The sequence below is a fragment of the Pantoea sp. genome, from assembly GCF_039594315.1.
Taxonomy (GTDB): Bacteria; Pseudomonadota; Gammaproteobacteria; order Enterobacterales; family Enterobacteriaceae; genus Pantoea.
Genome location: NZ_JBCNNP010000009.1, coordinates 86,594 through 111,773, shown reverse-complemented (window position 1 = coordinate 111,773; position 25,180 = coordinate 86,594). Strand labels below are relative to the sequence as shown.

The window sequence follows — 25,180 nt, the reverse complement described above, 5'->3', positions numbered from 1 at the left end:
GTGGCTCCTGTTTATGACGATGATTTAGCAGACGGTGATTCTGGCGCAGCTTTGGCATCATCGGAGACTTCTTGTGGCGTTACCTGCGCACCCGGTTTGGCACGCTGGATACCGGTGGTGATCACCCGATCGCCTGCTTTAAGACCTTCCGTCACCAGCCATTTGTCGCCAAATGCCTGATTAGCGGTGATATTACGAGATTCCACTTTGTTATCTGCACCGACGACCATCGCCGTAGCCTGGCCGGTAGGGGTACGCGTTACGCCCTGTTGCGGCACCAGCAATGCATTGGGATTGGTACCTTCGTCCAGACGTGCACGTACAAACATGCCTGGCAGCAGGCGACCGTCCGGATTGGGGAAGATGGCACGCAGGGTGATTGAACCGGTGGTTTCATCCACGGTCACATCAGAGAATTCCAATGTGCCTGGCTGGCTGTATGCGCTACCGTTTTGCATCAACAAGGTGACGTTGGCTTTACCGTCATTCTGTTTAAGCTGACCCGATTCCAGTTCACCGCGTAAACGCAGGAATTCATCGCTGGATTGGGTCACATCGACATACATAGGATCGAGCTGTTGTACCGTTGCCAGCGCCGTGGTTTGCCCGCTGGACACTAACGCACCTTCGGTCACTGACGATTTACCAATACGACCGCTGATCGGCGAGGTCACTTTGGTATACGCCAGATTGATGCGTGCGGTTTCAACATTGGCTTTGGCAGCCTGAACTGCCGCGGCGGTCTGTGCGGCGGTACCCGCGGCGGTGTCATAATCCTGCTGACTGATGTACTTAGTACCCAGCAGCGGCTTATAACGGGTGATAGTTAACTGCGCAACGCGCGCATTGGCTTCGGCCTGGACTAAATCGCCTTTCGCGCTGTCATACGCGGCCTGATAAGTGGCGGGATCGATCTGATACAGCGATTGACCGGCTTTGACGTCACTACCTTCAACAAAATTGCGCTTCAGAATAATACCTGACACCTGAGGACGAACTTCCGCAACGCGGAACGCCGAAGTACGGCCCGGCAACTCAGTGGTAATTTTCAATGGCTCGTTTTTTAACGTCACAACACCCACTTCTGGGGGCTGCTGCTGGGCGGCTTGCTGGGATTTATTATCATCACATCCTGTTAACACAAAGCTGCCTGAAAGCATCAGGACGGCCGCCAGAGGCGCTAATCCTCTGTTTTTATTCATAAATAAACCTCTAGTGTCCGATATCAAATGATCAATGGATCACAAACCGATAAACCCATTGCTGCGTTAAAACACGGGTCGTGCTATGGTACATACATTCACAAATGTATGTAAACTTGATAGTTTGTAAAAAAAGCCCTCTATGGCACGAAAGACTAAAGCGCAAGCTCTTGAAACACGGCATCAAATTCTTGACGCCGCATTAGCACACTTCTCTATACACGGTGTGGCCGCCACGTCTCTGGCGGATATCGCAACAGCGGCCGGCGTCACGCGCGGAGCTATCTACTGGCATTTCAAAAATAAAGCCGATCTATTACATGAGATCTGGCTGCGTTGTGACGCTGGGCTGGACGATGTGGACCTTGAGTATCAGACAAAATACCCTGGCGATCCACTTTCTGTTGTACGTTCAATGTTGATCTATATCCTTGACGCCACTGCAAAGGATCCGCAAAGACGCGCATTAATGGAGATTATCTTTCATAAATGTGAGTTTGTCGGCGAAATGTCGACGTTACAGGACATGCAGCAAAGTTTACTGCAAGAGTGTTACGATCGAATTGAAAACGTACTACGTCTTTGTATTGATGCGGGACAGTTGCCAGCGGGGCTGAACACGCGCCAGGCCGCACTGCTAATGCGCGGCTATATTAATGGCATGATGGAAAGCTGGTTATTCAATCCACAAAGCTTTGATCTGGCGGAAGATGCGCCGCAATTGGTGGATGCATTTCTTGATATGCTGCGGCTTAGCCCGGCGCTCATCACTCAGCCTTAGTTTCCGCCGCCTGCTTTTGCTGATAATCACGCTGCACAATCGCCAGCGCCGCTAATACCGTCGCGGTGGGAACCTGATTCTCTTCCAGCAGTTGAATCAAATCGACGGCCAGTTTCACTTCATCCGGTGCGCTCTCCAGTGACATCACTTCTCCTAAATGCGTAATTTTGCCGCAACCAGCAGCATCAATAGTGCGCCGATTAGCGCGCTAATAAATCCGGCTGGCGCGAGGGTGGCAAGATCGCCGGTGGTAAAGTAGGTGGCGATATAGCCACCAATCAGCGCACCAATCATGGCCAGCATAAGCGTGGGAACGAATCCGCCCGGACGACCGGGAAAAATCACTCGCTTGCACCAGCCTGCGGCCAAGCCAATCACTATCCACATCACCAGCGTCATGATTTTGCTCCTCTTTCCATTGTCATGAGTATAGAGGAAAAGCAGCAACGATCAGCGGGCGGTAAATTGCAGCCCCAGTTTGTAAATCGCCGCGCGGCAACGTGCCAGGCGCTCTTGCAGCTGATCGACTTCACGCATTAATTGCTGCTGGATGCTCAAGGTTTCTGCGCGCGCCAAATGCTGCTCACGCTGTGCAATCATCGTCAATAAGCGTTGTTCATAGCCTTGATACTCATCAAGCTTGTGCTGACGTGGATCGATACGCGGACGTTCGCGCTGTACGCGCAGTTGTTGGCTCTGACATTCACGCTGCAACGCGGCAATTTGATCCACCACTTTCTCTGCTAACCACTGACGACGCGCCACATCGTTATCCGCGGCGCTTAACTGGCTAATATTGCCTTCCAATTCGCGCAGATAATCGGCCAGACGGGTGCCGCTGGTGCGAAACAGCTGTGTATCGAAACGTGGCTGACGACAAGCACCATCCGGCTGCTGCGCAATTTGCTGGCGCAGTAAATCTAGCACGGCGTGCAGGCGCTGTTGTGCGGGCGGTTGGGGCATCACTCTGTTTCCGTCTGTGTTAACGTAACACTGTTTTGACTCATTTCAGGCATCAGGCATGCAGCGTATTTTACTACTGAGCCTTGGCTGGCTGGCGATTGTGCTAGGCACGCTGGGCATTGTATTACCTTTATTACCGACGACGCCATTTGTGTTGCTGGCGGCCTGGTGTTTTGCCCGTTCTTCCCCGCGTTTTCATCATTGGTTGCTGTGGCAATCGCCGTTTGGTCGTTATATCCGCCATTGGCAGCAGCATCGCGCGATGCCGCCTGGTGCCAAGCTGCGCGCCATGTTGCTGATTGTGATTACCTTTTCGGTGTCAATTTATCTGGTCAATCTGCAGTGGGTGCGCATGATGCTGGGCGTGATGTTGTGCCTGCTGTTGCTGTTTATGTGGCGTATTCCGGTGGTGGCAGAAAGCAGCGACTCTGCTGAACCGTAGCGTCAGGGTTGCATTTAGCCAGCTATTTGCATAGATTTGGGCATCTTCGTGTGTGGCTTCCCCTATTAACGTCTCTCCTGAACCCGGTTTCCGGGGTTTGGCGCTAGAGAAGCTGCGCGTATTAGATATTTTCTCCAGGCGTAACATTTATGACCGCAACTGCGCAGCAGCTTGAACTCATCAAAAACAGCATCAAAAGCATCCCTGACTATCCGAAGCCGGGCATTTTGTTCCGCGACGTCACCAGCTTGATGGAAGATCCGCAGGCGTATGCTGCGTCGATCGCCATCTTGGTGGAACGTTATCGTGGTAAAGGCATCACCAAAGTAGTGGGAACCGAAGCGCGTGGCTTCCTGTTTGGTGCACCTGTGGCGTTGGGGTTGGGCGTGGGTTTTGTGCCGGTGCGCAAGCCGGGTAAATTGCCGCGTGAAACTTTCAGCGAAAGTTACGAGCTGGAATACGGCACTGATGCGCTGGAACTGCACAAAGATGCCATAAAACCAGGCGATGTGGTGCTGGTGGTGGACGATCTGCTGGCCACCGGCGGTACGCTGGAAGCCACGGTAAAACTGATCCGCCGCGCCGGTGGTGAAGTAAAAGATGCTGCCTTCGTGATTAATCTGTTCGATTTAACCGGCGAAGCGCGCCTGACCGCGATGGGCGTTGAGTGCTTTAGCCTGGTGAATTTCCCCGGCCACTAAGGCCTGTGCGCTCCGCGGTGTGGCGGGGCGCAACCTCCGCAAAGTTATCGGTTGCTGATCCCGTTGTGGCTGTTAAACTACTGCCAAAATAAACAGGGTTTGCGATGCTGCATTTTCTCCCTTCTCCCTAAAATCCAGTGATTGAATCCACATGAGCTATCAGGTACTTGCGCGAAAATGGCGTCCCCAGGCTTTCGCTGACGTAGTCGGTCAGGAACATGTGCTGACTGCGCTGGCCAACGGGTTGTCACTGGGACGAATCCATCATGCTTATCTCTTTTCTGGCACGCGCGGCGTGGGTAAAACCTCGATCGCCCGTCTGCTGGCAAAAGGGCTGAACTGTGAAACCGGCATCACCTCGACGCCGTGCGGACAATGCGATAACTGCCGCGAAATCGAGCAAGGCCGTTTTGTCGATCTGATTGAGATTGATGCGGCTTCACGTACCAAAGTCGAAGATACGCGCGACTTACTCGATAACGTGCAATACGCGCCGGCGCGCGGCCGCTTCAAGGTCTACTTGATCGATGAAGTGCACATGCTGTCACGTCACAGCTTCAACGCACTGTTGAAGACGCTGGAAGAGCCGCCTTCACACGTTAAATTTCTGCTGGCGACCACCGATCCGCAGAAACTGCCGGTGACCATTCTGTCGCGTTGCCTGCAATTCCACCTCAAGGCGCTCGACGTCGAGCAAATTCAGCAACAGCTGGCGCATGTGTTAACGCAAGAGCAGATCGCTGCCGAGCCACGCGCATTGCATCTGCTGGCGCGCGCTGCCGACGGCAGTATGCGTGATGCCTTAAGCCTGACCGATCAGGCGATTGCCATGGGGCAGGGCAGCGTCACGCGCGACACGGTAGCGCAGATGCTGGGTACGCTCGACGATGAACAGCCGCTGGCGTTGATTGAAGCGCTGGTTGATGGGCAGGGCGAACAGGTGATGGCGTTGCTGAATCAGGCGGCGTCGCGTGGCGTGGAGTGGGAAGCGCTGCTGGTGGAAATGCTGCGCTTGTTGCACCGCATCGCCATGGTGCAACTGTTGCCGAGTTCGCTCAGTGATGACGATATCAGCCAGGCCGATCGCCTGCGTGAACTCGCACGCGTGCTGCCGCCCGCCGATGTGCAGCTTTATTACCAAACGCTGTTGATGGGCCGCAAAGATCTGCCATTGGCGCCGGATCGTCGCCTTGGCGTGGAAATGACGCTGCTGCGCGCATTGGCGTTTCATCCGCAAGCCACTATTGCTGAACCGGTTGCGCGTCCCAGCTTAATGCCGCAGGCCGCACCGCAAGTTGCCGCCAGCGCCGCACCTGCCAGCGCCAAGCCTGCGGCAACGCAGCCGCAAATGGCACCGCCTGTTAACGAAGCGCCGCCGATGTCGGATGATTATCCCGACATGCAGCCGTCGCCCGATCCGCTCCCCGATTCCACCAGCCAGTTATTACAGGCGCGAACGCAGTTGCTGCGTCAGGGAGCCGGCAAAGCAAAAAAGAGTGAGCCGGCAGCGCGTTCCGCGCGGCCGGCGAATCCGGCGCTGGAACGTCTCGCCAGTGTCACTGAACGCGTGCAGCAGCGTGCCACTGAATCCACGGTAAAAGCGCCAGCCAAACCGGAAGCCTATCGCTGGAAAACGCAGTTGCCGGTGGAAGACAAGCCTGAACCGGTGGCGACGCCAAAAGCCTTGCGTTCAGCGTTGGAGCATGAGAAAACGCCTGAGCTGGCGCTGCGTCTGGCGGAAGAAGCCCAGCAGCGCGATGCGTGGGCGGCGGAAATCGCTGCGCTAACGCTGCCGAAGCTGGTGCAGCAAGTGGCGCTCAACGCGTGGAAAGAAGTGGCTGAAAATGGCATTACGCTGCATTTGCGTAGCAGCCAACGCCATTTGAATTCTGCCTCTGCTAAGCAATCGCTAACAGAAGCGCTGAGTCAATCAGCCGGTCAGCCGGTTGAATTGACTATTATTGAAGACGATAATCCCCAGGTTTTGACGCCACTGGAGTGGCGGCAGGCCATTTATGAAGAGAAGCTGGCGCAAGCGCGTCAGTCGATCAGTAGTGATACCCATATTCAGACATTGCGTCGATTCTTCGATGCCGATTTGGATGAAGAGAGTATTCGACCGGTGTGAACATGCTGCCGCGCGTTAATTGCGCGCAGCCCCAGCAGAGAGAGAAAACTATGTTTGGTAAAGGCGGATTGGGCAACCTGATGAAACAGGCCCAGCAGATGCAAGACAAAATGGCCAAGGTTCAGGAAGAGATCGCCGCGCTGGAAGTCACCGGTGAATCTGGTGCTGGCCTGGTTAAGGTAACCATCAACGGTGCGCACAACTGCCGTCGTGTCGAAGTCGATCCAAGCTTGCTGGAAGATGACAAAGACATGCTGGAAGATCTGATTGCTGCGGCTTTCAACGATGCGGCACGTCGTATCGATGAAACGCAGAAAGAGAAAATGGCGTCCGTTTCTAATGGTATGCAGCTGCCACCTGGCTTCAAGATGCCGTTCTGATGCAAACCAGTCCACTGCTTGAATCTTTGATGGAGTCGTTGCGTTGCCTGCCGGGCGTTGGCCCTAAGTCGGCGCAACGCATGGCTTTTCAGCTGTTGCAGCGCGATCGTAGCGGTGGCATGCGTCTGGCGCAGGCATTGACCCGCGCCATGTCGGAAATCGGCCATTGCGCCGATTGCCGCACCTTCACCGAGCAGGAAATCTGCACCATCTGCGCTAATCCGCGTCGTCAACAAAACGGCCAGATTTGCGTGGTGGAAAGCCCGGCAGATATTCACGCCATTGAGCAGACCGGCCAGTTTGGCGGCCGCTACTTTGTGCTGATGGGCCACTTGTCACCGCTGGATGGCATTGGTCCGCAGGATATCGGCCTGGATCGGCTGGAGCAGCGTCTGGAAAGCGAAACCCTCACCGAGGTGATCCTCGCCACCAACCCAACGGTGGAAGGGGAAGCCACAGCCAACTACATCGCTGAGTTGTGCGGGCAATATGGCGTTGATGCCAGCCGCATTGCACACGGTGTGCCGGTTGGTGGCGAGCTGGAAATGGTCGATGGCACCACGCTGTCGCACTCGCTCGCTGGACGCCACAAGATTAAATTCTAATCACTTGCCGATGTCTTCACTGACATCGGCTTGAATTCTCCCGCTTCATCCCCATTTCTCTCTCAACGTTTCATTAACCCCGATTCAGTTGAGGTAGCAATGACCACCATTAAAGGACAAGAGACGCGTGGCTTCCAGTCAGAGGTAAAACAACTTCTGCACCTGATGATCCATTCCCTCTATTCAAATAAAGAGATTTTCCTGCGCGAGCTGATTTCCAACGCTTCGGATGCCGCCGACAAACTGCGTTTCCGCGCGCTGTCGACGCCCGATCTGTATGAAGGCGACGGCGATCTGCGCGTACGTATCTCGGTCAACCCGGAAAACCGCACGCTGACGCTCAGCGACAACGGTATTGGTATGCGCCGCGATGAGGTGATTGAAAACCTCGGCACCATCGCCAAATCTGGCACCAAATCTTTCCTCGAATCGATGGGTTCCGATCAGGCTAAAGATAGCCAATTGATCGGTCAATTCGGCGTGGGCTTCTACTCGGCCTTTATCGTGGCCGACAAAGTCACGGTGCGCACCCGTGCCGCTGGCGCAAAAGCCGACGAAGCGGTGTTCTGGGAATCAGCGGGCGAGGGCGATTACACGCTTGGCGAAATTGAGAAAGCCGATCGCGGCACCGAAATCACGTTGCACTTCCGCGAAGGTGAGGATGATTTCCTCGATGCATGGCGCGTACGTAACGTGATCAGCAAATATTCCGATCACATCGCGCTGCCGGTTGAAATCGAAACCAAAGACGAAGAGAGCGGCGAAAGCAGCTGGGAAAAGATCAACAAAGCCCAGGCGCTGTGGACGCGCAACAAGTCTGAGATCAGCGACGATGAGTACAACGAGTTCTACAAACATATCGCCCATGATTTCAGCGATCCGGCGATCTGGAGCCACAACCGTGTGGAAGGTAAGCAGGAGTACACCAGCTTGCTGTATCTGCCATCGCGCGCGCCGTTCGACATGTTCAATCGTGACAGCAAGCACGGTCTGAAACTGTATGTGCAACGCGTCTTCATCATGGACGACGCCGAGCAGTTCATGCCGAACTATCTGCGCTTTGTGCGTGGTCTGATTGATTCCAACGATCTGCCACTTAACGTCTCGCGTGAAATCCTGCAAGACAGCCGCGTAACGCAAAGCCTGCGCGCCGCGCTGACCAAGCGTAGCTTGCAGATGCTGGAAAAACTGGCGAAAGACGACGCGGCAAAATATCAGCAGTTCTGGAAAGAGTTCGGTTTGGTATTGAAAGAAGGCCCAGCCGAAGACAACGCCAACCAGGAAGCGATTGCCAAGCTGCTGCGCTTCGCCACCACTCAGAGCGAAGGCGCTGAGCAGACCATTTCGCTCGAAGATTATCTGACGCGTATGGTGGAAGGTCAGGACAAGATTTACTACATCACCGCAGATAGCTATGCCGCGGCGAAGAGCAGTCCGCATCTGGAGCTGTTCCGCAAGAAAGGCATCGAAGTGCTGTTGCTTTCCGATCGCATCGACGAATGGATGATGAGCTACCTCACCGAGTTCGACGGTAAAACCTTCCAGTCAGTGAGCAAAGCGGATGATTCGCTGAGCAAGCTGGCCGACGAAGAGACCGAAGAGCAGAAAGAAGCGGAAAAAGCGCTGGAGCCTTTTGTTGAGCGAGTGAAAACCTTGCTGGGCGAGCGCGTGAAAGAGGTGCGTTTAACACATCGCCTGACCGACACGCCAGCGATCGTTACTACCGACGCTAACGAAATGACCACGCAGATGGCGAAGCTGTTTGCGGCGGCCGGTCAGGAAGTGCCGGACGTGAAGTACATCTTTGAAATCAATCCGGATCATACGCTGGTGAAACGTGTGGCGGATACGCAGGACGAAACGCGCTTTGCCGAGTGGGTTGAGTTGCTGCTTGATCAGGCGCTGCTGGCGGAACGCGGCACGCTCGACGATCCAAACCAGTTTATCCGTCGTATGAACCAGTTGTTGACGGCATAAACAAAATGGCGGCCCAACGGGGCCGCCTTTTTAATGCAACGCCTGATCGCGCAACCAATCACGAAACAAGGTGATTTCCGCATCGTGCTGGCGTGAAATTTTGGTCATCATCAACGTTGCGCGATCCACGCGCACAAAACCCAACGGCGCGATTAACGTGCCATCGCTCAACTCCTGACGTACCAACAAACGCGGCGCCATAATCACGCCCAAACCGTTTCTTGCCGCCTGAATCCCCAACGTCAAATTATCGAAATGCTTACCGATCCAGAAATTACCGCGCGCGCCGCTGGTTTTTGCCCATTCGGCCCACGCATGCAGCCGCGTATCGGCGTGCAGCAGCGGCAGCGTCGCCAAATCCTGTTCACTGTTAAATCGCGCGGCAAACTGCGGAGCGCACAGCGGGCCGATGTAATCATCGCTGATTAGCGTTGCATCAATATCTTCATCCGGCGATTGCTCAGCGCTGAGAATCAACACATCGGTGTGCTCGCTGCGCAGTTGGTCGATCTCAACCAGCGGCTGAAATTGCACTTCAATATCGGGATAGCACTGATAAAAGCTGGCGATGCGCGGAATCAGCCATTGCGAGAGAAAACTCGGCGCGCACGAGACGCTGAGATGATGACGCATGCCGGTACGAATGCTTTCGCAGGTGGTGGAGAGTTCGCTGAAGGCTTTCTGACAACTTACCAACAAGCGCTCACCGTGTGAGGTTAATTTGACGCGTCCATTGGTGCGCACAAACAGCGGCTTACCCATCCAGCTTTCCAGCTGGCGAATCTGATGGCTTATGGCGCTGTGGGTCACATGCAGACGTTCGGCTGCCACGCTAAAGCTGCTGTGCAGTGCCGCCTGGTGGAAATAATGCAGTGCACGTAACGATGGAAGCGCGGTCATACTCATCCCCTGTGTAAAAACCTAACAGGGATTGTCAGTTTATATCATTTTAATGTCCAGCCGCATTGGCCTAACCTTTCCCCCAGATTATGGCGGGTTGACGGGTGCGCCTCTCTGTGGTTACCCGCCATTTTGCTGCCACCTTTCAGCTCCAGCACACAGCACAATAACAAAGAGAAATGTCACGCGATGGCTCCACAACTTGCTACTGCCAGGGCGGCGGCGGCGCGCGATAAGCTTCGCGGCTTGCTATCCCGTCATTACCGGCTTGAAAATTACGATCTATTCTTTGCGCCTTCGCTGCATATTGCGCGAGTGCTGCTTTCACAACTTTTTCTGCGTCAGGAACAGGCGCGCAATCAAACACGTTACGCCTCGCATTATCCGGTCAGCGAACTCAGCGTGCTGCCGACCTTGCCGATGATGGCGGGCAATGTGGCATTAGTAGAGCACGTTGATATGCAACAGGGGCGCGTTCGTGCACTGAGCGAATGCCAAAGCCAGGGCGTGACTGATGCCTCAGAATCCTTTGCCACTCAACTTCATCGCCGCTTGGTGAGCGACGCGCGCTTATTTGTCGCTCGCCTCGATCGCCATGCCGCGCTGTGCGGCGATTTAGTGTTAATCGCCTTGCGCACCGCCGATTTCAGCACGCTGGTGCGCAGCGAACTGCGGCTGTTCGAACAAGGATTAACCTTGGGTGAGGCACCAGCACAGGCGCTGGCAATAATGGATAACGGCGAATGGCGTCCGTTCAATATCGCCACTGTCGAAAGCATCGCGCTGGATTTCCCATTGATGCTGCACTCCATTCAGCAACCGGGTTTGCCGTTTGCATTGTTCCCGTTACCGGAAGGTCTCAACATCAACAAGCTGCCGCAGGATATTCAGGTAGTGACTGAGCACAATCGCATGCAGCTGCATGCCAACATCCGCGGTGCGTTAAACAAACATCAGAACGTCACGCCAACGCTTAAAAAACGCCTGAAAGAAGCGCTGGCGCTTAGCCGTGATTCCTAAAAACAGGCGCTCTGCTAGTATTCGCCGCTAAAGCAGGTCAAAGTAGACCTTTGCCGGCGAGCGTGCCCGTTTCCTTGTGGTGCGCGGGTCATAATGGTATGTTCTTCGCCTTCTCAGATTGATCAATGCGATTCGCAAGGGGAATTACGCAATGCGTATTATTCTGCTCGGGGCACCGGGCGCAGGTAAAGGCACTCAGGCTCAATTTATCATGGAGAAATACGGTATTCCGCAGATCTCCACCGGTGACATGTTGCGCGCGGCAGTTAAAGCCGGTTCGGAACTGGGCCAACAAGCAAAAGCGATCATGGATGCCGGCAAGCTGGTAACTGATGAGTTAGTGATTGCGCTGGTTAAAGAGCGTATCGCGCAGGAAGACTGCAAAAACGGTTTCCTGCTCGATGGCTTCCCACGCACGATTCCTCAGGCTGATGCCATGAAAGAAGCGGGAATCAAGGTCGACTACGTGCTGGAGTTTGCCGTACCGGACGAGCTGATTGTGGATCGTATTGTCGGACGTCGCGTGCATGCGCCATCTGGCCGCGTTTATCACGTCGTCAACAAGCCACCGAAAGTGGAAGGTAAAGATGACGTGACCGGCGAAGAGCTGACCACGCGTAAAGATGACCAGGAAGAGACCGTGCGTAAGCGTCTGGTGGAATACCATCAGCTGACCGCGCCGCTGATTGCCTATTACGGCAAAGAAGCGCAAGACGGCAACACCGAATATCACAAAATCGACGGCACACGTCCTGTCGCTGAAGTGAGCACGCAGTTGGCCGAAATCCTCGGTTAAGGCGTTCAAGGGCCGGTTGACCGGCCCTTTTGCAGCAATTGCTTTCCCCTCCCACGTTTTCCGCTACAATTTCCCCCTGATTTTGAATGTGACCCATTCGTTTCGACATCAAGGAAATACAATGAGGCAAGAAAAGCCCGGGGTTTTGCTGGTCAACTTAGGTACACCAGATGCACCCACCACACCTGCGGTTAAACGCTATCTGAAACAGTTCCTCGGTGATCCACGCGTGGTTGATACGCCGCGTTTATTATGGTGGCCGATTCTCAATTTCATTATTTTGCCGTTCCGCTCGCCGCGCGTGTCAAAACTGTATGCGTCGGTGTGGATGGAAGAAGGCTCGCCGCTGATGGTGTTCAGCAAGCGCCAGCGTGATGCGCTAGCCCAACGCCTTGATATGCCGGTTGAACTCGGCATGAGCTACGGCCAGCCAAGCCTCGACAGCGCGTTAAAACGCCTGTTGGATCAAGGCGTCACCAAACTGATCGTCTTGCCGCTTTATCCGCAATTCTCCTGCTCAACCGTTGCGGCGGTGTGGGATGGCTTAGCCACCAGCTTCAAGCCACTGCGTTCCTTGCCGGATGTTGCGTTCATTCGCGATTACGCCGAGCATCCGGCATACATTGCGGCGCTGAAAGCCTCGGTTGAACGCTCATTTGCTCAGCACGGTGAGCCCGATCTGCTGGTGCTGTCGTATCACGGCATTCCGCAGCGTTTCGCTGATGAAGGTGATGATTATCCGCAGCGCTGCAAAGACACCACCGATGCGCTGGCCGCTGCCTTGGGCATTGCGCCGCACAAAATTATGATGACCTTCCAGTCACGCTTCGGTCGTGAGCCCTGGTTGACGCCGTATACCGATGAAACCATGCAAGGGTTGCCGGCCAAAGGCATCAAACATGTGCAGGTGATGAGTCCGGGCTTTGCCGCCGATTGTCTGGAAACGCTGGAGGAGATCAGCGAGCAGAACTGCGAATTCTTCCTGCATGCAGGTGGTGAGAAATTCGAATACATTCCCGCGCTTAATGATGATGCTGAGCATATCGAAATGATGGTGCAGCTGGTCAACGCACGCCGTTAAAGTGGTGGCAGAGAGTGTGCTATCATTCTCTGCCTGATTTTCCCTGACGGCACTCCAGATGAAATTTCCCGGCAAACGCAAATCCAAACACTATTTCCCGGTCAACGCGCGCGATCCGCTGCTGCAAGCCACGCAGCAAGAGCAGGAAGAGGGCAGTTGGGTAGTGGGTATCGACCAAACGCTGGTGGATATTGAAGCCAAAGTCGATGACGACTTTTTGCAGCGTTACGGTCTCAGTGCCGGTCATTCGTTGGTGATTGACGATGTCACCGCGGAAGCGCTCTACAACGAACTGATGCGCGATGAATTGATCAGCCATCAATTTGCTGGTGGCACCATCGGTAATACGCTGCACAACTATTCAGTATTAGCTGACGACCGCTCAGTGCTGCTCGGCGTGATGTGCAACAACATCCAGATCGGCGGCTATGCCTATCGCTACCTGTGCAACACCTCCAGCCGCATGGATCTCAACTTCCTTCAAGGCGTCGATGGCGCAATTGGCCGCTGCTTTACGCTGATTGGTGAACAAGGCGAGCGCACCTTTGCCATCAGCCCTGGCTTAATGAACCAATTGCAGGCTGACAGCATTCCAGAAGAAGTGATTGCTGGCGCATCGGCGTTGGTGCTGACCTCATATCTGGTGCGTTGCCAGCCGGGCGAACCGATGCCCGCCGCCACGCTGCGCGCCATTGAATACGCGAAAAAACACAATGTGCCGGTGGTGCTGACGCTCGGTACCAAATACGTGATTCAGGATAATCCACAGTTCTGGCGCGATTTCCTGCGCGATCACGTGTCGATTGTGGCGATGAACGAAGAAGAAGCGTTTGCACTGACCGGTGAGCAAGATCCGCTATTAGCGTCGAATATGGCGCTGGATTGGGTTGATTTAGTGTTATGCACCGCCGGGCCGACCGGCTTGTACATGGCGGGATTCACCGAAGACGAGTTCAAGCGCAAAACCAATCATCCGTTGCTGCCAGGCGCGCTGGCGGAGTTCAACCAATACGAATTTAGCCGGGCGATGCGCCACAAAGATTGCCAGCAACCGTTGCGTATCTTCTCGCACATCGCGCCGTATATGGGCGGCCCGGAGAAAATCATGAACACCAACGGCGCAGGCGATGGCGCATTAGCGGCGTTGTTACACGACATCACCGCCAACAATTTCCATCGCCAAAAAGTACCCAACTCCAGCAAACATGGCCGCGTGTATCTGACCTATTCGTCGCTGGCGCAAGTGTGCAAATATGCTAACCGGGTGAGTTATCAGGTGCTGAACCAGCATTCACCGCGTTTAACTCGCGGCTTGCCGGAGCGGGAAGACAGCTTAGAAGAGTCGTATTGGGATCGCTAAGGTTCGAGCGTTGATTGAAAAGGGCGTCCATTGGGACGCCCTTTTCATTGCAGATTAAGGCTTAAATCGGGCATTCACGCACAATCGGATTCTGCGCAATCTCTTCTTCCAGCACATTCAGCATGCTATTAGCAATTTCGCGCTCGCCCATCACCACGCGATTGGCGCCGCGTTCCAGAATGTACGTCACTTCATCGTCGTAATGCGCACGCGCAATAATCTCGATATCGGGACGCTTCTCACGTGCCGCTGTCACCACTTCGCCCGCTTCATAGCCATTGGGAATGGTCAGCAGCAGCCAGCGGGCGCAATCCAGACGCGCCAGTTCCATGGTATCGACGCGTGCCGCATTGCCCAGCACCGCTTTAATCCCTTGCTCACGCAGCGCTTCAACGCGAGGACGCGAACTCTCGACCACCACCAATGGCACATCGGCTTCCATCAGTTTTTGCCCTAACAGGCTGCCGACACGACCGTATCCCACCAGCACCGCGTGATTACAGATATCCACCGGAATCTGCTTCTCATCTTCAATGGCTTCTTCCAGCGTCTGCTCTTCAATGGTCTCGGTTTTATCGAGATAGCGTTCCAGCAAGGTAAACAGAATTGGGTTCAGCATGATCGAGAGGATCGCCGCCGCCAGTACCAGATTGCGGCCTTCATCGCTCAGCATGCCGAGTGAGATGCCGAGACCAGCGAGAATAAAGGCGAACTCACCAATCTGCGCCAGGCTGACCGAAATGGTCATCGCGGTGCGACGCGAATGGCCAAGCAACGTCACCAGCAGCCAGGCGGCAATGGATTTACCCAGCACGATAATCGCCAGTGCGCCCAACACGGCCAGCGGCTGCTCAATTAAAATCATCGGATCAAACAGCATGCCGACTGAAACAAAGAACAGTACGGCAAACGCATCACGCAGCGGCAAGGTATCGTGCGCCGCGCGGTGGCTGAGTTCAGACTCGTTCAACACCATGCCAGCAAAGAAGGCACCGAGCGCAAACGAGACATCGAAGAATTCGACCGCACCAAAGGCGATGCCCAGCGCCAGCGCTAAAACGGCAAGGGTAAACAGCTCGCGTGAGCCAGTGGCCGCGCTTTTGGCCAGAATCCACGGCACCACGCGACGACCCACCACCATCATCAGCACCATAAAGGCGACAACTTTGCCGATGGTTAGCATCAAATCCCACAGCAGCAGCGTTGGGCTGGCGTTGCCTTCTTCCAGCATGCCCGCGATGGCCGGCAGCAGCACCAGCGTCAGCACCATCACCAAATCTTCCACAATCAACCAGCCAATGGCGATTTGCCCGCGCTGGCTATCAATGAGTTGACGTTCTTCCAGCGCGCGCAGCAGCACCACGGTACTGGCAGTGGAAAGGCAGAGACCAAAGACCAAACCGGTCATCCACGACCAGCCCATGGTCCACGAAAGCCCCATTCCCAGCAGCGTCGCCACGGCAATTTGCGCGATGGCGCCAGGAATGGCGATCGACTTTACCGACATCAAATCCTTGAGCGAGAAGTGCAATCCGACACCAAACATCAGCAGAATCACGCCGAGTTCAGCCAGTTCCGGCGCAAGGTTGGTATCGGCGACAAAGCCAGGTGTGAAAGGGCCGGCGAGCACGCCTGCTAACAGGTATCCGACCAGCGGTGAAATACGCAGGCGATTCGCCAGCATACCAAGGAGAAAGGCGAGGACCAGTCCTCCGACAATGGTAGTGATCAACGGGGTAGTGTGATGCATGCCTGTCTCCTTGTGTGAAAATGTATCCGCTTGTAACAACTTAGTGTAATGCACAATCACGCACTGCGTTTAAACATTTGAGCGGTAAAAGGCGACTAAATTGAAAAAATGAGACTAAAACGCAGCTGAAGCTCCATTTTCCTCAGTTATCTCATAATATCGGCAGATTTCATGCAGAATGAAGGGGGCAAGGAAAAATAGTTGCCCCCTAAAACAGGCTTAGGCGTGACGATTATCAGGCAGGAAAGCGGTCAAAAGGCCGATAAGTGGCAGCCAGGCGCAGATTTGATAGACCCATTCGATGCTGGTGTGGTCAGCCACCACGCCCAACACGGCGGCGCCCAATCCGCCCATGCCGAAGGCGAAGCCGAAAAACAGTCCAGAAACCATACCGATACGTGTCGGCATCAGCTCCTGCGCGTACACCAAAATGGCGGAGAAAGCCGATGCAAGAATCAAACCGATGATCACGCTCAGTACGCTGGTCCACATTAAATTGGCGTGCGGTAGCAGCAGGGTAAAGGGCGCAACGCCAAGGATGGACACCCAAATCACGTATTTACGCCCAATCTTATCGCCAATCGGTCCACCAATAATGGTGCCGGCCGCCACCGCGCCGAGGAAGGCAAACAAATGGAATTGCGACGCTTGCACCGAAAGCCCGAATTTCTGCATTAAATAGAAGGTGTAATAGCTGCTGATGCTGGTGAGATAAAAGTATTTGGAAAAAATCAGCAGCAGCAAAATGCTCACCGCCAACACCACTTTTTTGCGTGGCAGCGGATTCACCGGCGTGACTTTAGCGGCAGATTTGCTGGCACGTTGCTGATGACTGTACCAACGGCTCACTTGTAGCAACACGATAATGCCCAGCAAGGCCGCCAGCACAAACCAGCCCAAATGGCCTTTGCCATAAGGCGCAACGATCATCGCCGCCAGTAACGGACCGAGCGCGCTACCAAAGTTGCCACCGACCTGGAACAGCGATTGTGCCAAACCATGCCGACCGCCAGACGCCATGCGCGCCACGCGTGAGGATTCAGGGTGGAACACCGATGAACCGCTACCGACCAGCGCCGCAGCCAGCAACACTTGCAGATAGCTGGTGGAGAAGGTCAGCAAAATCAGCCCGCACAGCGTAAAGGCCATGCCGACGGGCAGCGACCAGGGTTTGGGATATTTATCGGTGTAATGGCCGATAACCGGCTGTAATAGCGATGCGGTGACCTGGAAGGTCAGCGTGATCAAGCCGATCTGCACAAAGTTCAGATTGAAATCCTTTTGCAGCATTGGATAGATCGCCAGCAACAGCGATTGCAGCATATCGTTGAGCAGATGCGCGAGGCTGATGGCACCTAAAATGCCAAAAGCGGTACGACCGGGCGCGCGCGCCGGTGATGCGATTTCACTTGCCATAAAAATCCTGAAGGGGGTTTTAGTTATCAGATTGTTACTACTTGCTGACTCTATAAGCCTTTCGTCTTGAGTTAAAGGGCCAACTGTGCGACACAAGAGGGCGATAAAGCACATTAGGTTTGGAAAACGCAGCATAAGGAGATCGGCTTTGTTTTTATCACCGCATAAAGGGCGCTGGTTGGCGCTGATCATGTTACTGCTGCCAGTGTTGGCGCAGGCGTGGCAAACGGATCGCAGTTATCGTTTTAGCATTCTGCACACCAACGATCATCATGGTCGCTACTGGACCAACGCCCAAGGCGAATACGGCCTGGCCGCGCAGAAAACCTTAATGGATCAACAACGCTATGATGTGCAGGCCAAAGGCGGTGGTGCACTCATTCTGTCGGCGGGTGATGTGAATACCGGCGTGCCGGAGTCGGACATGCTGGATGCCGAGCCCGATATTCGTGGCATGAATTTGGTTGGCTACGATGCGATGGCGTTGGGCAATCACGAATTCGATAAACCGCTCAACGTGCTGCAAAAGCAGCAGAAGTGGGCCAAATTCCCGTTCCTGTCGGCCAACATCTACCAAAAAGGCACCGATAAACGCATGTTCAAACCGTGGGCGACCTTTAATCGCATGGGATTGAAGATCGCGGTGATCGGCCTGACTACCACTGACACGTTGCGCATTTCCAATCCAGAAAACATCGCCACGCTGGATATCCGCGATCCGGTAAAAGAGACCGAGAAAGCGGTAGCCGAACTGCGCGCCAGCGAAAAACCGGACGTGATTATCGCGCTAACCCATATGGGCCATTACGATGACGGCCAGCACGGCAGTAATGCGCCGGGCGATGTCGAACTGGCGCGCAGCTTGCCGCCTGGCACCATCAACGTGATCATTGGCGGCCATTCGCAGGATGCAGTGTGCATGGAAAAAGACAATGTCAGCGTGAAGGATTATCAACCGGGTCAGCCTTGCCAGCCGGATCGTCAGAACGGCGTGTGGATCATGCAGGCTAAGGAGTGGGGCAAATATGTCGGACGCGGTGACTTCACCTTCAAAAATGGCGAGTTGACGCTGGATAGCTATCAACTGATTCCGGTCAATCTCAAGCACAAAATCAAGAACCTCGACGGCAGCGAATCCTGGCTGACCTGGCAGGAAGAGATCCCACCAAACAGCGCGATGATGAAGCTGTTAACGCCGTTCCAATTGCGTGCCGCGAAGAAGCTGGACGTTAAAGTCGGTAGCAGCGACGGCGTATTTGTCGGTGAACGCGACAAAGTGCGTTTTGAGCAAACCAATCTCGGCCAGCTGATTTTGCGCGCACAAATGGCCGCCACCAAAGCGGATTTTGCGGTGATGAGCGGCGGCGGTATTCGCACGTCTCTGGCGCAGGGCAATCTGAGCTGGCGCGACCTGTTGCAGGTGCAGCCGTTTGGCAATCAAGTGGTTTCCGTCACGCTGACCGGCAATGAGTTGCTGAGTTATCTGGCAACCGTCGCCAACATTAAAGTGGATTCCGGCGGCTATGCGCAGTTCAGCAATATCAGTCTGGTGGCGGATGGCAAAGGCGTTAGCGAGGTGAAAATTAACGGTGAGCCGCTGCAAAAAGACAAAACTTATCGCATGGCGACCAATAGCTTTAACGCCAGCGGCGGCGACGGTTATCCCGCAATTGAAACCCATGCCGGTTTCACTAATAGCGGGCAACGTGATGCGGATGTGCTGCGCGAGTATGTTAGCCAACATTCACCGCTGAAAATCAGCGATTATGCGCCAAGCGGCATTGTGCATCTGACCGAAGCGCAGATTCAGGAGCGCAACAAAGCGCAGGAGAAGCAACAAAAGAAGCCCAGCTATCCGCAGATGATTCTGGCGTGGATCTGGCCGCGGGCGTCACAGCAGCAACATTGAACGACGTGGTTTCGGTGCGCATAACGCGCACCGTGCCTGTAGGGTCGCCATTTATGGTGACCGATGTTTATCGCAACCATCACGCTTGGCAGGATTTTTGCGTCACCCAACGCTGGCGCAATTTATCCCACGCCCAGTTGTAAGCCATGGTATACGGCAGGAAGAACAGGAAGAACGCCACTTCGACCATAAAGGCTTGCAGCAGGCTAATATCCAGCATCCACGCAGCAATCGGTAGACCAATCACAATAAATCCACCTTCAAAGCCCAGCGCATGTAACGCACGCAAACCAAGACCACGTTTAGCCTGCGGCGGCCAGATACGGTCAAAACCGGCGTTATAAATCATGTTCCACAGCATGGCGACGGTCGATAACATGATCGCCAATGCGCCCATCTGAAACAGCGGTTTATCCATAACCCAGGCAGCCAGCGGTGCAACTGTGATAATCGCCAACACTTCAAAGCCTGCGGCATGACAAAAACGTTCTTTCAGCGAACGGGTACGCATATAAACCTCCAAATTGGTTAGGACGCGCATTTTCTCACTGCGTGATGCTAAGATAAAATGAATACCTATCGATAAAAGCGATGGTTCACCATGAAATACTCCCCGGAATCTCTTGAGGCGTTTGTGCAAACGGTGGCGAGCGGATCGTTCTCGGCGGCGGCGCGTGCGTTAGCCAAAAGCCAGTCAACCATCAGCAGCGCGGTGGCGAATCTGGAAGATGATCTCGGTTTCACCTTGTTTGATCGCAGCGGCCGTCAGCCGGTGCTCACTGAGCAAGGCCAGCGCGCGTTAGCGCAGGTGCAGCAGATTTTGGCGGCCAGTCAGCGGTTAGATGAACTGGCAATGCGCTTGTCACAGGGCGTTGAGCCGCGCTTGAGCATGGCGATCTCCGATTTCTGGCAGGCCGATCATCACGTCAATTTGCTTAATCGCTTTGAGGCGCGTTATCCCGATATCGAGTTCGAATGCATGATTGCTGAAGATGCCGATGCTATCGATCTAATTCAGGCTGGTCGCGTGCACCTTGGCGTGGTGCGCGCGCAGCCACAATTGCCGCCAGATATCGCGGTGGCGCGTTTACAGGTTGGCGCGCAGATGGCGATTTATCTGCATCAGGATCACGCGTTTTCGCAGTTGGAACAGGTCAGTGAAGGGCAACTCGGCGAGCTGCGGCATCTGCGGCTCAATACGTGGGTGCAAAACCGCGATCCATTGCCGGCCGGGCGCGTCTGGTCGGCGCCGTCTTATTTACTGCTGCTGGAAATGGCGGAACAAGGCTTTGGCTGGAGCGTGTTGCCACGCTGGCTGGTGGAGCAGTTTGGTCATCAGGTGCTGAAAGAGTTGCCGGTGCCGGGTTGGCCGCAGCGTATTGCGGTGGATGTGATTTGGTCGCGACGCAATCCACCGGGACCGGCCGGGCGCTGGATGATCGATCAGCTTTGCGCCCAGCAGCCCGATTAATCGCGTCGGGCGATATCGGCCAGCGGCGCGTCGAGCAAGCGAGACAAATCTTGTGCCGCCAGTTCCAGATCCAATCCGCGTTTGCCGCCTGAGATAAAGATGGTGGCGAATTCCGCCGCCTGCTGATCAATCACCGTTGGCAGGCGTTTTTTCTGCCCCAACGGACTGATGCCGCCCACCAGATAGCCGGTTACGCGCTGCGCCAGTTGCGGATCGGCCATATCGGCTTTTTTCGCGCCCAATGCTTTGGCGACTTTTTTTAGATCCAGCTGAGTCGAGACTGGCGTGACTGCAACCGCTAAGGCTTTGGCGTCACCGTTGAGCGCCACTAACAGCGTTTTGAAAACCTGGCGCGCATCCAGATTCAATTTTCGTACCGCCTCATCACCAAAATTGGTTTCGTGGCTGTCGTGATCGTAAGGATGCAGGGTAAAGGTGACTTTTTGTTTTTCCAGAAGTTTTACCGCGGGCGTCATGATCGTTCCTTGTTAGGAAAATTCTTATTTCAGTTTTGGTGGAAAAATAGTGGCGAAATTCTGAACTTTGCGCGAGAATTGCCCCGCGCCAGTAAGAGATTGCTGGTGATAACCAAAATCATAAACAAATTCCTCTTTGACGGGCCAATATCACTATTGGCCTTCTTTTTTGGATTTTTTCCACGTTTGGCTACACCCATTCGCATCGTTGGTCACCATAAATGGCGACCCTACAACGGCGGTTCAGTGGCCGTATTTCTGCATCATGGGTATCGGTCACCATAAATGGCGACCCTACAAAAACGCTCAGAATATTCGTAGGGTCGCCATTTATGGTGACCGCAAACCGCGTTAACGCTTCAGCAACTCCGGCAAATTATCGTCGCCGTACAGATGCAATGCGCCGACCGCCACCACATAACGTCCTTTCGGTAACGCCAACAACAACTCGCGCCAATGCTGATTGCGGTTGCGCATCAGCGTATCGTTTAACTCGCTACTAAAGGTGCTGGGCAGCGCGACCGGTTGCTGCTTGGGTGGCGTATCCAGCCACCAGCTGATCATGGTTTGCAGCAGGCGCGCGTTGGTGTGCCAATGCTCCAGCGTATCCAGCAGCAGCGCTACGCCGTCCTGCGGCAGCGATTTCAACAAAGCGATCTGCGTTTCCGGGCCTTCCAGCTCGATAATGCGTTTATTCGCCGCTTTTGCTGCCTGCAACAACTGATAATCAATACCGAACTGTGGACGTAATCCCAGGCGCTGCGCCTGTTGCGCCTGCAACATCAAGGCGATTTGCCAAAACGGCAGAGTGTCGAACACGCTAATCGATAGCGAAACCTCATCGCACAACGCTTGTAGCCGTTGCAACGTCGCCTCTTCTAAGCGTGTTGCCAGCGGCGGACATTGATCGTCTTCGCTAAACGGCGAGCCGCCTTGGGTGATATCGGCTTCCACCACCAGCGCATCAGCTTTGTTGAGCTGGCGCAGCAAACCTGCGGGCAGCGGCTGCATATCGCGCGTGCCCATATGAATGCTGCCCGCCAGATGCAAACGGCGATCGCCCAGTTGGATATCCATGGCCGGCCAACTGTAGCTAGCCGGGAAAAGGTTCGCGATCCGTTGTTGGATGCTGTGCCACAGACCGTGTCTCATTCCCTGTCCTTTTAAATGCAAAAATCCATGCTAGCGATTTCACTCACTGAAAAACAGGGCCGCGATGGCTATTCGCGCGGCGCAGGCTTGAAGCGCAACAAGCGATTCGCATTGCTCACCACGGTAATCGATGACAGCGCCATCGCCGCGCCCGCAACAATCGGGCTGAGCAACATGCCGGTAAACGGATAAAGCACGCCCGCAGCAATCGGGATGCCGAAGCTGTTGTAGATAAATGCGCCCAGCAAGTTCTGGCGCATATTGCGCAGCGTGGCACCGGCAATCGACAGCGCATCGGCAACGCAGTGCAAATCGTTACGCATCAGCGTCATCGCGGCGGTTTCTACCGCGACATCGCTGCCGCCGCCCATTGCGATACCGACATCGGCCTGCGCCAGCGCGGGTGCATCGTTGATACCGTCGCCAACCATCACCACTTTGCGGCCTTGCTGCTGCAACTGGCTAATCGCCTGCGCTTTGCCATCCGGCAGCACCCCAGCAATCACTTCATCAATGCCCGCTTCAGCGGCAATAGCTTGCGCCGTTTTTTGGTGATCACCAGTCAGCATAATTAAGCGATAGCCTAATTGATGCAGCCGTTGCAGCGCCGCTTGGCTCTCCGGACGCAAGCTGTCGCGTAGTGCGATCAAACTCAGCAATTGACGGCGATCGGCCAGCAATACCGGCGTAGCACCTTGTGCTGCCAAGCGCTCGATATCGGCTTGTGCGGCGCTGTAATCAATGTGCTGCTCATCCAGCAAGGCTTGATTGCCCAGCAGCAGCGTTCTGTCGGCCACTTTAGCGCTGATACCTTTGCCGCGTATTGTACGAAATTGCTTAACCGCCTCGCTGCTGACATCGGGGGCCGCCTCGATAATCGCTTTTGCCAGCGGATGGCTGGAACCTTGCTCCATCTGCGCGGCGGCGCTGAGTACTTGCTGGCGATTCCAATCACCATAGATCAACACATCGCTGACCTGCGGCGTGCCGCGCGTTAAGGTGCCGGTTTTATCGAATACGATGGTGTCGACTTCGCTGGCGCGCTGCAGTGCATCGGCATCGCGCACCAGCACGCCCAATTCTGCGGAGCGCCCGACGCCTGCAATCACCGACATCGGTGTGGCTAATCCCAACGCGCAAGGGCAGGCGATGATCAGCACCGTTGTCACGATCACCAGCGTGTAGGCCAAATGCGGCTGTGGGCCGACCCAATACCAGATCGCGCCGCTGATCAGCGCAGTCGCTACCACCACCGGCACAAACACCGCCGAAATGCGATCCGCTAATCGACCGATATCCGGTTTGCTGCTTTGCGCCTGACGCACCAGATTAATGATGCGCGCCAACGTGGTGTGGCTACCGGTGGCGCGTGCAATAAAGTGCAGCGTGCCATCTTGCAGCAGCGTGCCAGCAAAGATTTTATCGCCGGGTTGCTTGGCTTGTGGCACCGCTTCGCCGGTCAACATCGCTTCATCAAACCAAGCTTCACCGCTAGTGACTTCGCCATCCACCGGTACGCGATCGCCGGTTACCAGTTTGATGGTCATGCCGGGCTGCACTTCGCTCAACGGCAGCAGCGTTTCACTGCCATCCTTGATCACTCGCGCCTGCGCTGGAGTTAAATCCAGCAAACGTTCCAGCGCTTTCGAGGCACGCTGGCGTGCCCGTTGTTCCAGCGCATGCCCCAGATTAATCAGGCCAACGATCATTACGCTGGCTTCGAAATAGAGATGTCGCGCTTGATGCGGGAAAAACGCCGGCCACAACGCCACGCTCATCGAGTAGAGCCACGCTGCACCGGTTCCCAGCGCCACTAACGTATCCATGGTTGCGCTGCCGTGACGCAAACTGCGACATGCGCTGCGATAGAAATGGCCACCGGCAATCATCATCACCAGCAAGGTAATGACACCCAGCGAACGCCACAGCGTTTGGTTTTCGGCGCTCAGCATCATGTTGTCGCCGAGCATGCCCCAAATCATCATCGGCACACCGAGCAGCAATGCTAATGCTGATTGCCAGCTAAAGCGGCGCATCGCTTGTTGGGCGCTAACTTGCTGGCGTTCGCGGCGGGTTTGTTCATCATCGATCACTTCGGCGGAATATCCGGCTTGATCGACGGCGCGCACCAGCGCATCGGCTTCTGCATCCCCTAAAATCAGCGCGCTGCGCTCGCCGAGATTAACGCGTGCCTGGCTCACGCCGGGCACCTTTTGCAGCGCCTGCTCCACACGGCTGACACAACTGGCGCAGCTCATACCACCAATCAGTAAGTGATGCACCGCTTCCGTGGTTGCTGCCGGTTGCGACTCCGTTGTCAGCGCCTCCGGCGGCGGCTCTGTAGCTGTCAACGGTTCAGGCTTTGGGTGGGTTGTGCCGTCTTTTAATACTGCGTGATAACCGGCCTGTTCAACGGTAGCGATCAGGTCGTCAGCGCTCGCCGCACCGGTCACGCGTGCTTCTTGCTGGGTAACCTCGGCTTGTTCAACATCACCGCGTTGTTCCAGTGCTTCTTTTACGCGTTTAACGCAGTGGCCGCAGGATAAGCCATCCAGCGCCAGCAGTTGGGTATGTGACATGCTTAACTCCTCAGGTAATGATTTTGACTGCATGCAAGATTTGCATTAGAACTAGATGCTAAACCTTCCCCTGAATGGAAGGTCAAGAGGT

At 55.0% G+C, this 25,180-nt stretch carries 24 protein-coding genes and 1 other annotated feature; of the genes, 13 read left to right on the top strand and 11 right to left on the bottom strand.

From position 1 onward, the window contains the following. Positions 1 to 11: 11 nt before the first annotated feature. Positions 12 to 1,202, bottom strand: coding sequence for an efflux RND transporter periplasmic adaptor subunit (locus ABDW13_RS09000; RefSeq protein ID WP_343552208.1), 1,191 nt, complete (start codon positions 1,200 to 1,202; stop codon positions 12 to 14). Positions 1,203 to 1,344: 142 nt separating this feature from the next. Here ABDW13_RS09000 and acrR point away from each other — a divergent pair, with 142 nt between their 5' ends. Beyond that, positions 1,345 to 1,983: a multidrug efflux transporter transcriptional repressor AcrR gene (gene acrR / locus ABDW13_RS08995; protein ID WP_343552206.1), complete on the top strand. Its 639-nt coding sequence runs from the start codon at positions 1,345 to 1,347 to the stop codon at positions 1,981 to 1,983. Here the strand turns inward: acrR and rsmS are convergent. Genes rsmS through ABDW13_RS08980 form a run of 3 tightly spaced genes read right to left on the bottom strand, consistent with a single transcriptional unit; the run spans position 1,970 to position 2,946 of the window. Continuing rightward, complete coding sequence (rsmS, locus tag ABDW13_RS08990; RefSeq protein ID WP_343552205.1) at positions 1,970 to 2,128, bottom strand: pleiotropic regulatory protein RsmS; 159 nt, start codon at positions 2,126 to 2,128, stop codon at positions 1,970 to 1,972. The two genes, acrR and rsmS, sit on opposite strands and share 14 nt — an antisense overlap. Positions 2,129 to 2,136: 8 nt before the next feature. After that, a complete protein-coding gene (locus ABDW13_RS08985; RefSeq protein WP_343552204.1) occupies positions 2,137 to 2,382 on the bottom strand; it encodes a hypothetical protein in 246 nt (81 codons plus the stop codon). A gap of 51 nt (positions 2,383 to 2,433) precedes the next feature. Beyond that, positions 2,434 to 2,946 (bottom strand): primosomal replication protein, encoded by a 513-nt coding sequence (locus ABDW13_RS08980; protein WP_343552203.1) that lies wholly within the window; start codon positions 2,944 to 2,946, stop codon positions 2,434 to 2,436. Between the two features lie 58 nt (positions 2,947 to 3,004). Between ABDW13_RS08980 and ABDW13_RS08975 the strand changes: the two genes are divergently transcribed. From ABDW13_RS08975 to htpG, 6 genes are all read left to right on the top strand, one after another. Then, complete coding sequence (locus tag ABDW13_RS08975) at positions 3,005 to 3,388, top strand: DUF454 family protein (protein ID WP_343552202.1); 384 nt, start codon at positions 3,005 to 3,007, stop codon at positions 3,386 to 3,388. A gap of 149 nt (positions 3,389 to 3,537) precedes the next feature. Beyond that, positions 3,538 to 4,089: an adenine phosphoribosyltransferase gene (gene apt / locus ABDW13_RS08970; protein WP_343552201.1), complete on the top strand. Its 552-nt coding sequence runs from the start codon at positions 3,538 to 3,540 to the stop codon at positions 4,087 to 4,089. A 151-nt stretch (positions 4,090 to 4,240) separates the two neighbouring features. Continuing rightward, a complete protein-coding gene (gene dnaX / locus ABDW13_RS08965; protein WP_343552200.1) occupies positions 4,241 to 6,217 on the top strand; it encodes a DNA polymerase III subunit gamma/tau in 1,977 nt (658 codons plus the stop codon). Continuing rightward, positions 5,559 to 5,620: a sequence feature (DnaX frameshifting element), on the top strand. (Overlaps the previous gene by 62 nt.) Before the next feature lie 50 nt (positions 6,218 to 6,267). After that, the gene (locus tag ABDW13_RS08960; protein ID WP_343552199.1) at positions 6,268 to 6,597 is read left to right on the top strand and encodes a YbaB/EbfC family nucleoid-associated protein; all 330 of its coding nucleotides are present in this window, start codon (positions 6,268 to 6,270) and stop codon (positions 6,595 to 6,597) included. Beyond that, a complete protein-coding gene (gene recR / locus ABDW13_RS08955) occupies positions 6,597 to 7,202 on the top strand; it encodes a recombination mediator RecR (protein WP_343552198.1) in 606 nt (201 codons plus the stop codon). Before ABDW13_RS08960 ends, recR begins: the two co-directional genes overlap by 1 nt. Before the next feature lie 99 nt (positions 7,203 to 7,301). Continuing rightward, positions 7,302 to 9,179: a molecular chaperone HtpG gene (gene htpG, locus ABDW13_RS08950; RefSeq protein ID WP_343552197.1), complete on the top strand. Its 1,878-nt coding sequence runs from the start codon at positions 7,302 to 7,304 to the stop codon at positions 9,177 to 9,179. 30 nt (positions 9,180 to 9,209) lie between these two features. On the opposite strand, the gene ABDW13_RS08945 is transcribed toward htpG, so the two are convergent. Next, positions 9,210 to 10,079, bottom strand: coding sequence for a LysR substrate-binding domain-containing protein (locus ABDW13_RS08945; protein WP_343552196.1), 870 nt, complete (start codon positions 10,077 to 10,079; stop codon positions 9,210 to 9,212). Between the two features lie 189 nt (positions 10,080 to 10,268). Here ABDW13_RS08945 and ABDW13_RS08940 point away from each other — a divergent pair, with 189 nt between their 5' ends. The 4 genes from ABDW13_RS08940 to ABDW13_RS08925 all read left to right on the top strand — a co-directional run bounded on the left by ABDW13_RS08940 (position 10,269) and on the right by ABDW13_RS08925 (position 14,336). After that, on the top strand, positions 10,269 to 11,099 hold the full coding sequence (locus ABDW13_RS08940; protein WP_343552195.1) for a DUF6024 family protein: 831 nt from the start codon (positions 10,269 to 10,271) through the stop codon (positions 11,097 to 11,099). 151 nt (positions 11,100 to 11,250) lie between these two features. Continuing rightward, positions 11,251 to 11,895, top strand: a complete 645-nt coding sequence (adk, locus tag ABDW13_RS08935) for an adenylate kinase (protein ID WP_343552194.1) — start codon at positions 11,251 to 11,253, stop codon at positions 11,893 to 11,895. Positions 11,896 to 12,016: 121 nt separating this feature from the next. Beyond that, a complete protein-coding gene (hemH, locus tag ABDW13_RS08930; protein WP_343552193.1) occupies positions 12,017 to 12,976 on the top strand; it encodes a ferrochelatase in 960 nt (319 codons plus the stop codon). Between the two features lie 58 nt (positions 12,977 to 13,034). Further along, positions 13,035 to 14,336 carry an inosine/guanosine kinase gene (locus ABDW13_RS08925; RefSeq protein WP_343552192.1) on the top strand — a complete coding sequence of 434 codons (1,302 nt, stop codon included), beginning with the start codon at positions 13,035 to 13,037 and terminating at the stop codon, positions 14,334 to 14,336. 61 nt (positions 14,337 to 14,397) lie between these two features. On the opposite strand, the gene ybaL is transcribed toward ABDW13_RS08925, so the two are convergent. Both ybaL and ABDW13_RS08915 read right to left on the bottom strand, forming a co-directional pair. Continuing rightward, complete coding sequence (gene ybaL, locus ABDW13_RS08920) at positions 14,398 to 16,086, bottom strand: YbaL family putative K(+) efflux transporter (protein WP_343552191.1); 1,689 nt, start codon at positions 16,084 to 16,086, stop codon at positions 14,398 to 14,400. A 219-nt stretch (positions 16,087 to 16,305) separates the two neighbouring features. After that, on the bottom strand, positions 16,306 to 17,502 hold the full coding sequence (locus tag ABDW13_RS08915; protein WP_343552190.1) for an MFS transporter: 1,197 nt from the start codon (positions 17,500 to 17,502) through the stop codon (positions 16,306 to 16,308). A gap of 148 nt (positions 17,503 to 17,650) precedes the next feature. Between ABDW13_RS08915 and ushA the strand changes: the two genes are divergently transcribed. Next, a complete protein-coding gene (gene ushA / locus ABDW13_RS08910) occupies positions 17,651 to 19,411 on the top strand; it encodes a bifunctional UDP-sugar hydrolase/5'-nucleotidase UshA (RefSeq protein WP_343552189.1) in 1,761 nt (586 codons plus the stop codon). A 79-nt stretch (positions 19,412 to 19,490) separates the two neighbouring features. Here ushA and ABDW13_RS08905 read toward each other — a convergent pair whose 3' ends face one another. Continuing rightward, positions 19,491 to 19,922 (bottom strand): multidrug/biocide efflux PACE transporter, encoded by a 432-nt coding sequence (locus ABDW13_RS08905; RefSeq protein WP_343552188.1) that lies wholly within the window; start codon positions 19,920 to 19,922, stop codon positions 19,491 to 19,493. A 90-nt stretch (positions 19,923 to 20,012) separates the two neighbouring features. Here ABDW13_RS08905 and ABDW13_RS08900 point away from each other — a divergent pair, with 90 nt between their 5' ends. Further along, positions 20,013 to 20,882 carry a LysR family transcriptional regulator gene (locus ABDW13_RS08900; protein WP_343552187.1) on the top strand — a complete coding sequence of 290 codons (870 nt, stop codon included), beginning with the start codon at positions 20,013 to 20,015 and terminating at the stop codon, positions 20,880 to 20,882. Here the strand turns inward: ABDW13_RS08900 and ybaK are convergent. From ybaK to copA, 3 genes are all read right to left on the bottom strand, one after another. After that, entirely contained in the window at positions 20,879 to 21,358 is a 480-nt protein-coding gene (gene ybaK / locus ABDW13_RS08895; protein ID WP_343552186.1) for a Cys-tRNA(Pro)/Cys-tRNA(Cys) deacylase YbaK, read from the bottom strand. The two genes, ABDW13_RS08900 and ybaK, sit on opposite strands and share 4 nt — an antisense overlap. Before the next feature lie 351 nt (positions 21,359 to 21,709). Continuing rightward, complete coding sequence (locus tag ABDW13_RS08890; protein ID WP_343552185.1) at positions 21,710 to 22,510, bottom strand: TraB/GumN family protein; 801 nt, start codon at positions 22,508 to 22,510, stop codon at positions 21,710 to 21,712. 68 nt (positions 22,511 to 22,578) lie between these two features. Beyond that, entirely contained in the window at positions 22,579 to 25,089 is a 2,511-nt protein-coding gene (copA, locus tag ABDW13_RS08885) for a copper-exporting P-type ATPase CopA (RefSeq protein WP_343552184.1), read from the bottom strand. Between the last annotated feature and the right edge of the window lie 91 nt (positions 25,090 to 25,180).

Excerpts from the sequence above, each read along its gene's own strand:
- ABDW13_RS08945 (WP_343552196.1), bottom strand. The coding sequence starts at position 10,079 with ATGACCGCGCTTCCATCGTTACGTGCACTGCATTATTTCCACCAGGCG.
- htpG (WP_343552197.1), top strand. The coding sequence starts at position 7,302 with ATGACCACCATTAAAGGACAAGAGACGCGTGGCTTCCAGTCAGAGGTA.
- ABDW13_RS08900 (WP_343552187.1), top strand. The coding sequence starts at position 20,013 with ATGAAATACTCCCCGGAATCTCTTGAGGCGTTTGTGCAAACGGTGGCG.
- adk (WP_343552194.1), top strand. The coding sequence starts at position 11,251 with ATGCGTATTATTCTGCTCGGGGCACCGGGCGCAGGTAAAGGCACTCAG.
- hemH (WP_343552193.1), top strand. The coding sequence starts at position 12,017 with ATGAGGCAAGAAAAGCCCGGGGTTTTGCTGGTCAACTTAGGTACACCA.
- ybaL (WP_343552191.1), bottom strand. The coding sequence starts at position 16,086 with ATGCATCACACTACCCCGTTGATCACTACCATTGTCGGAGGACTGGTC.
- recR (WP_343552198.1), top strand. The coding sequence starts at position 6,597 with ATGCAAACCAGTCCACTGCTTGAATCTTTGATGGAGTCGTTGCGTTGC.
- ABDW13_RS08960 (WP_343552199.1), top strand. The coding sequence starts at position 6,268 with ATGTTTGGTAAAGGCGGATTGGGCAACCTGATGAAACAGGCCCAGCAG.
- ABDW13_RS08890 (WP_343552185.1), bottom strand. The coding sequence starts at position 22,510 with ATGAGACACGGTCTGTGGCACAGCATCCAACAACGGATCGCGAACCTT.
- acrR (WP_343552206.1), top strand. The coding sequence starts at position 1,345 with ATGGCACGAAAGACTAAAGCGCAAGCTCTTGAAACACGGCATCAAATT.
- rsmS (WP_343552205.1), bottom strand. The coding sequence starts at position 2,128 with ATGTCACTGGAGAGCGCACCGGATGAAGTGAAACTGGCCGTCGATTTG.
- apt (WP_343552201.1), top strand. The coding sequence starts at position 3,538 with ATGACCGCAACTGCGCAGCAGCTTGAACTCATCAAAAACAGCATCAAA.
- ABDW13_RS08985 (WP_343552204.1), bottom strand. The coding sequence starts at position 2,382 with ATGACGCTGGTGATGTGGATAGTGATTGGCTTGGCCGCAGGCTGGTGC.
- dnaX (WP_343552200.1), top strand. The coding sequence starts at position 4,241 with ATGAGCTATCAGGTACTTGCGCGAAAATGGCGTCCCCAGGCTTTCGCT.
- ABDW13_RS08925 (WP_343552192.1), top strand. The coding sequence starts at position 13,035 with ATGAAATTTCCCGGCAAACGCAAATCCAAACACTATTTCCCGGTCAAC.
- ABDW13_RS08915 (WP_343552190.1), bottom strand. The coding sequence starts at position 17,502 with ATGGCAAGTGAAATCGCATCACCGGCGCGCGCGCCCGGTCGTACCGCT.
- ABDW13_RS08940 (WP_343552195.1), top strand. The coding sequence starts at position 10,269 with ATGGCTCCACAACTTGCTACTGCCAGGGCGGCGGCGGCGCGCGATAAG.
- ABDW13_RS08975 (WP_343552202.1), top strand. The coding sequence starts at position 3,005 with ATGCAGCGTATTTTACTACTGAGCCTTGGCTGGCTGGCGATTGTGCTA.
- ABDW13_RS09000 (WP_343552208.1), bottom strand. The coding sequence starts at position 1,202 with ATGAATAAAAACAGAGGATTAGCGCCTCTGGCGGCCGTCCTGATGCTT.
- ABDW13_RS08980 (WP_343552203.1), bottom strand. The coding sequence starts at position 2,946 with ATGCCCCAACCGCCCGCACAACAGCGCCTGCACGCCGTGCTAGATTTA.
- ABDW13_RS08905 (WP_343552188.1), bottom strand. The coding sequence starts at position 19,922 with ATGCGTACCCGTTCGCTGAAAGAACGTTTTTGTCATGCCGCAGGCTTT.
- copA (WP_343552184.1), bottom strand. The coding sequence starts at position 25,089 with ATGTCACATACCCAACTGCTGGCGCTGGATGGCTTATCCTGCGGCCAC.
- ybaK (WP_343552186.1), bottom strand. The coding sequence starts at position 21,358 with ATGACGCCCGCGGTAAAACTTCTGGAAAAACAAAAAGTCACCTTTACC.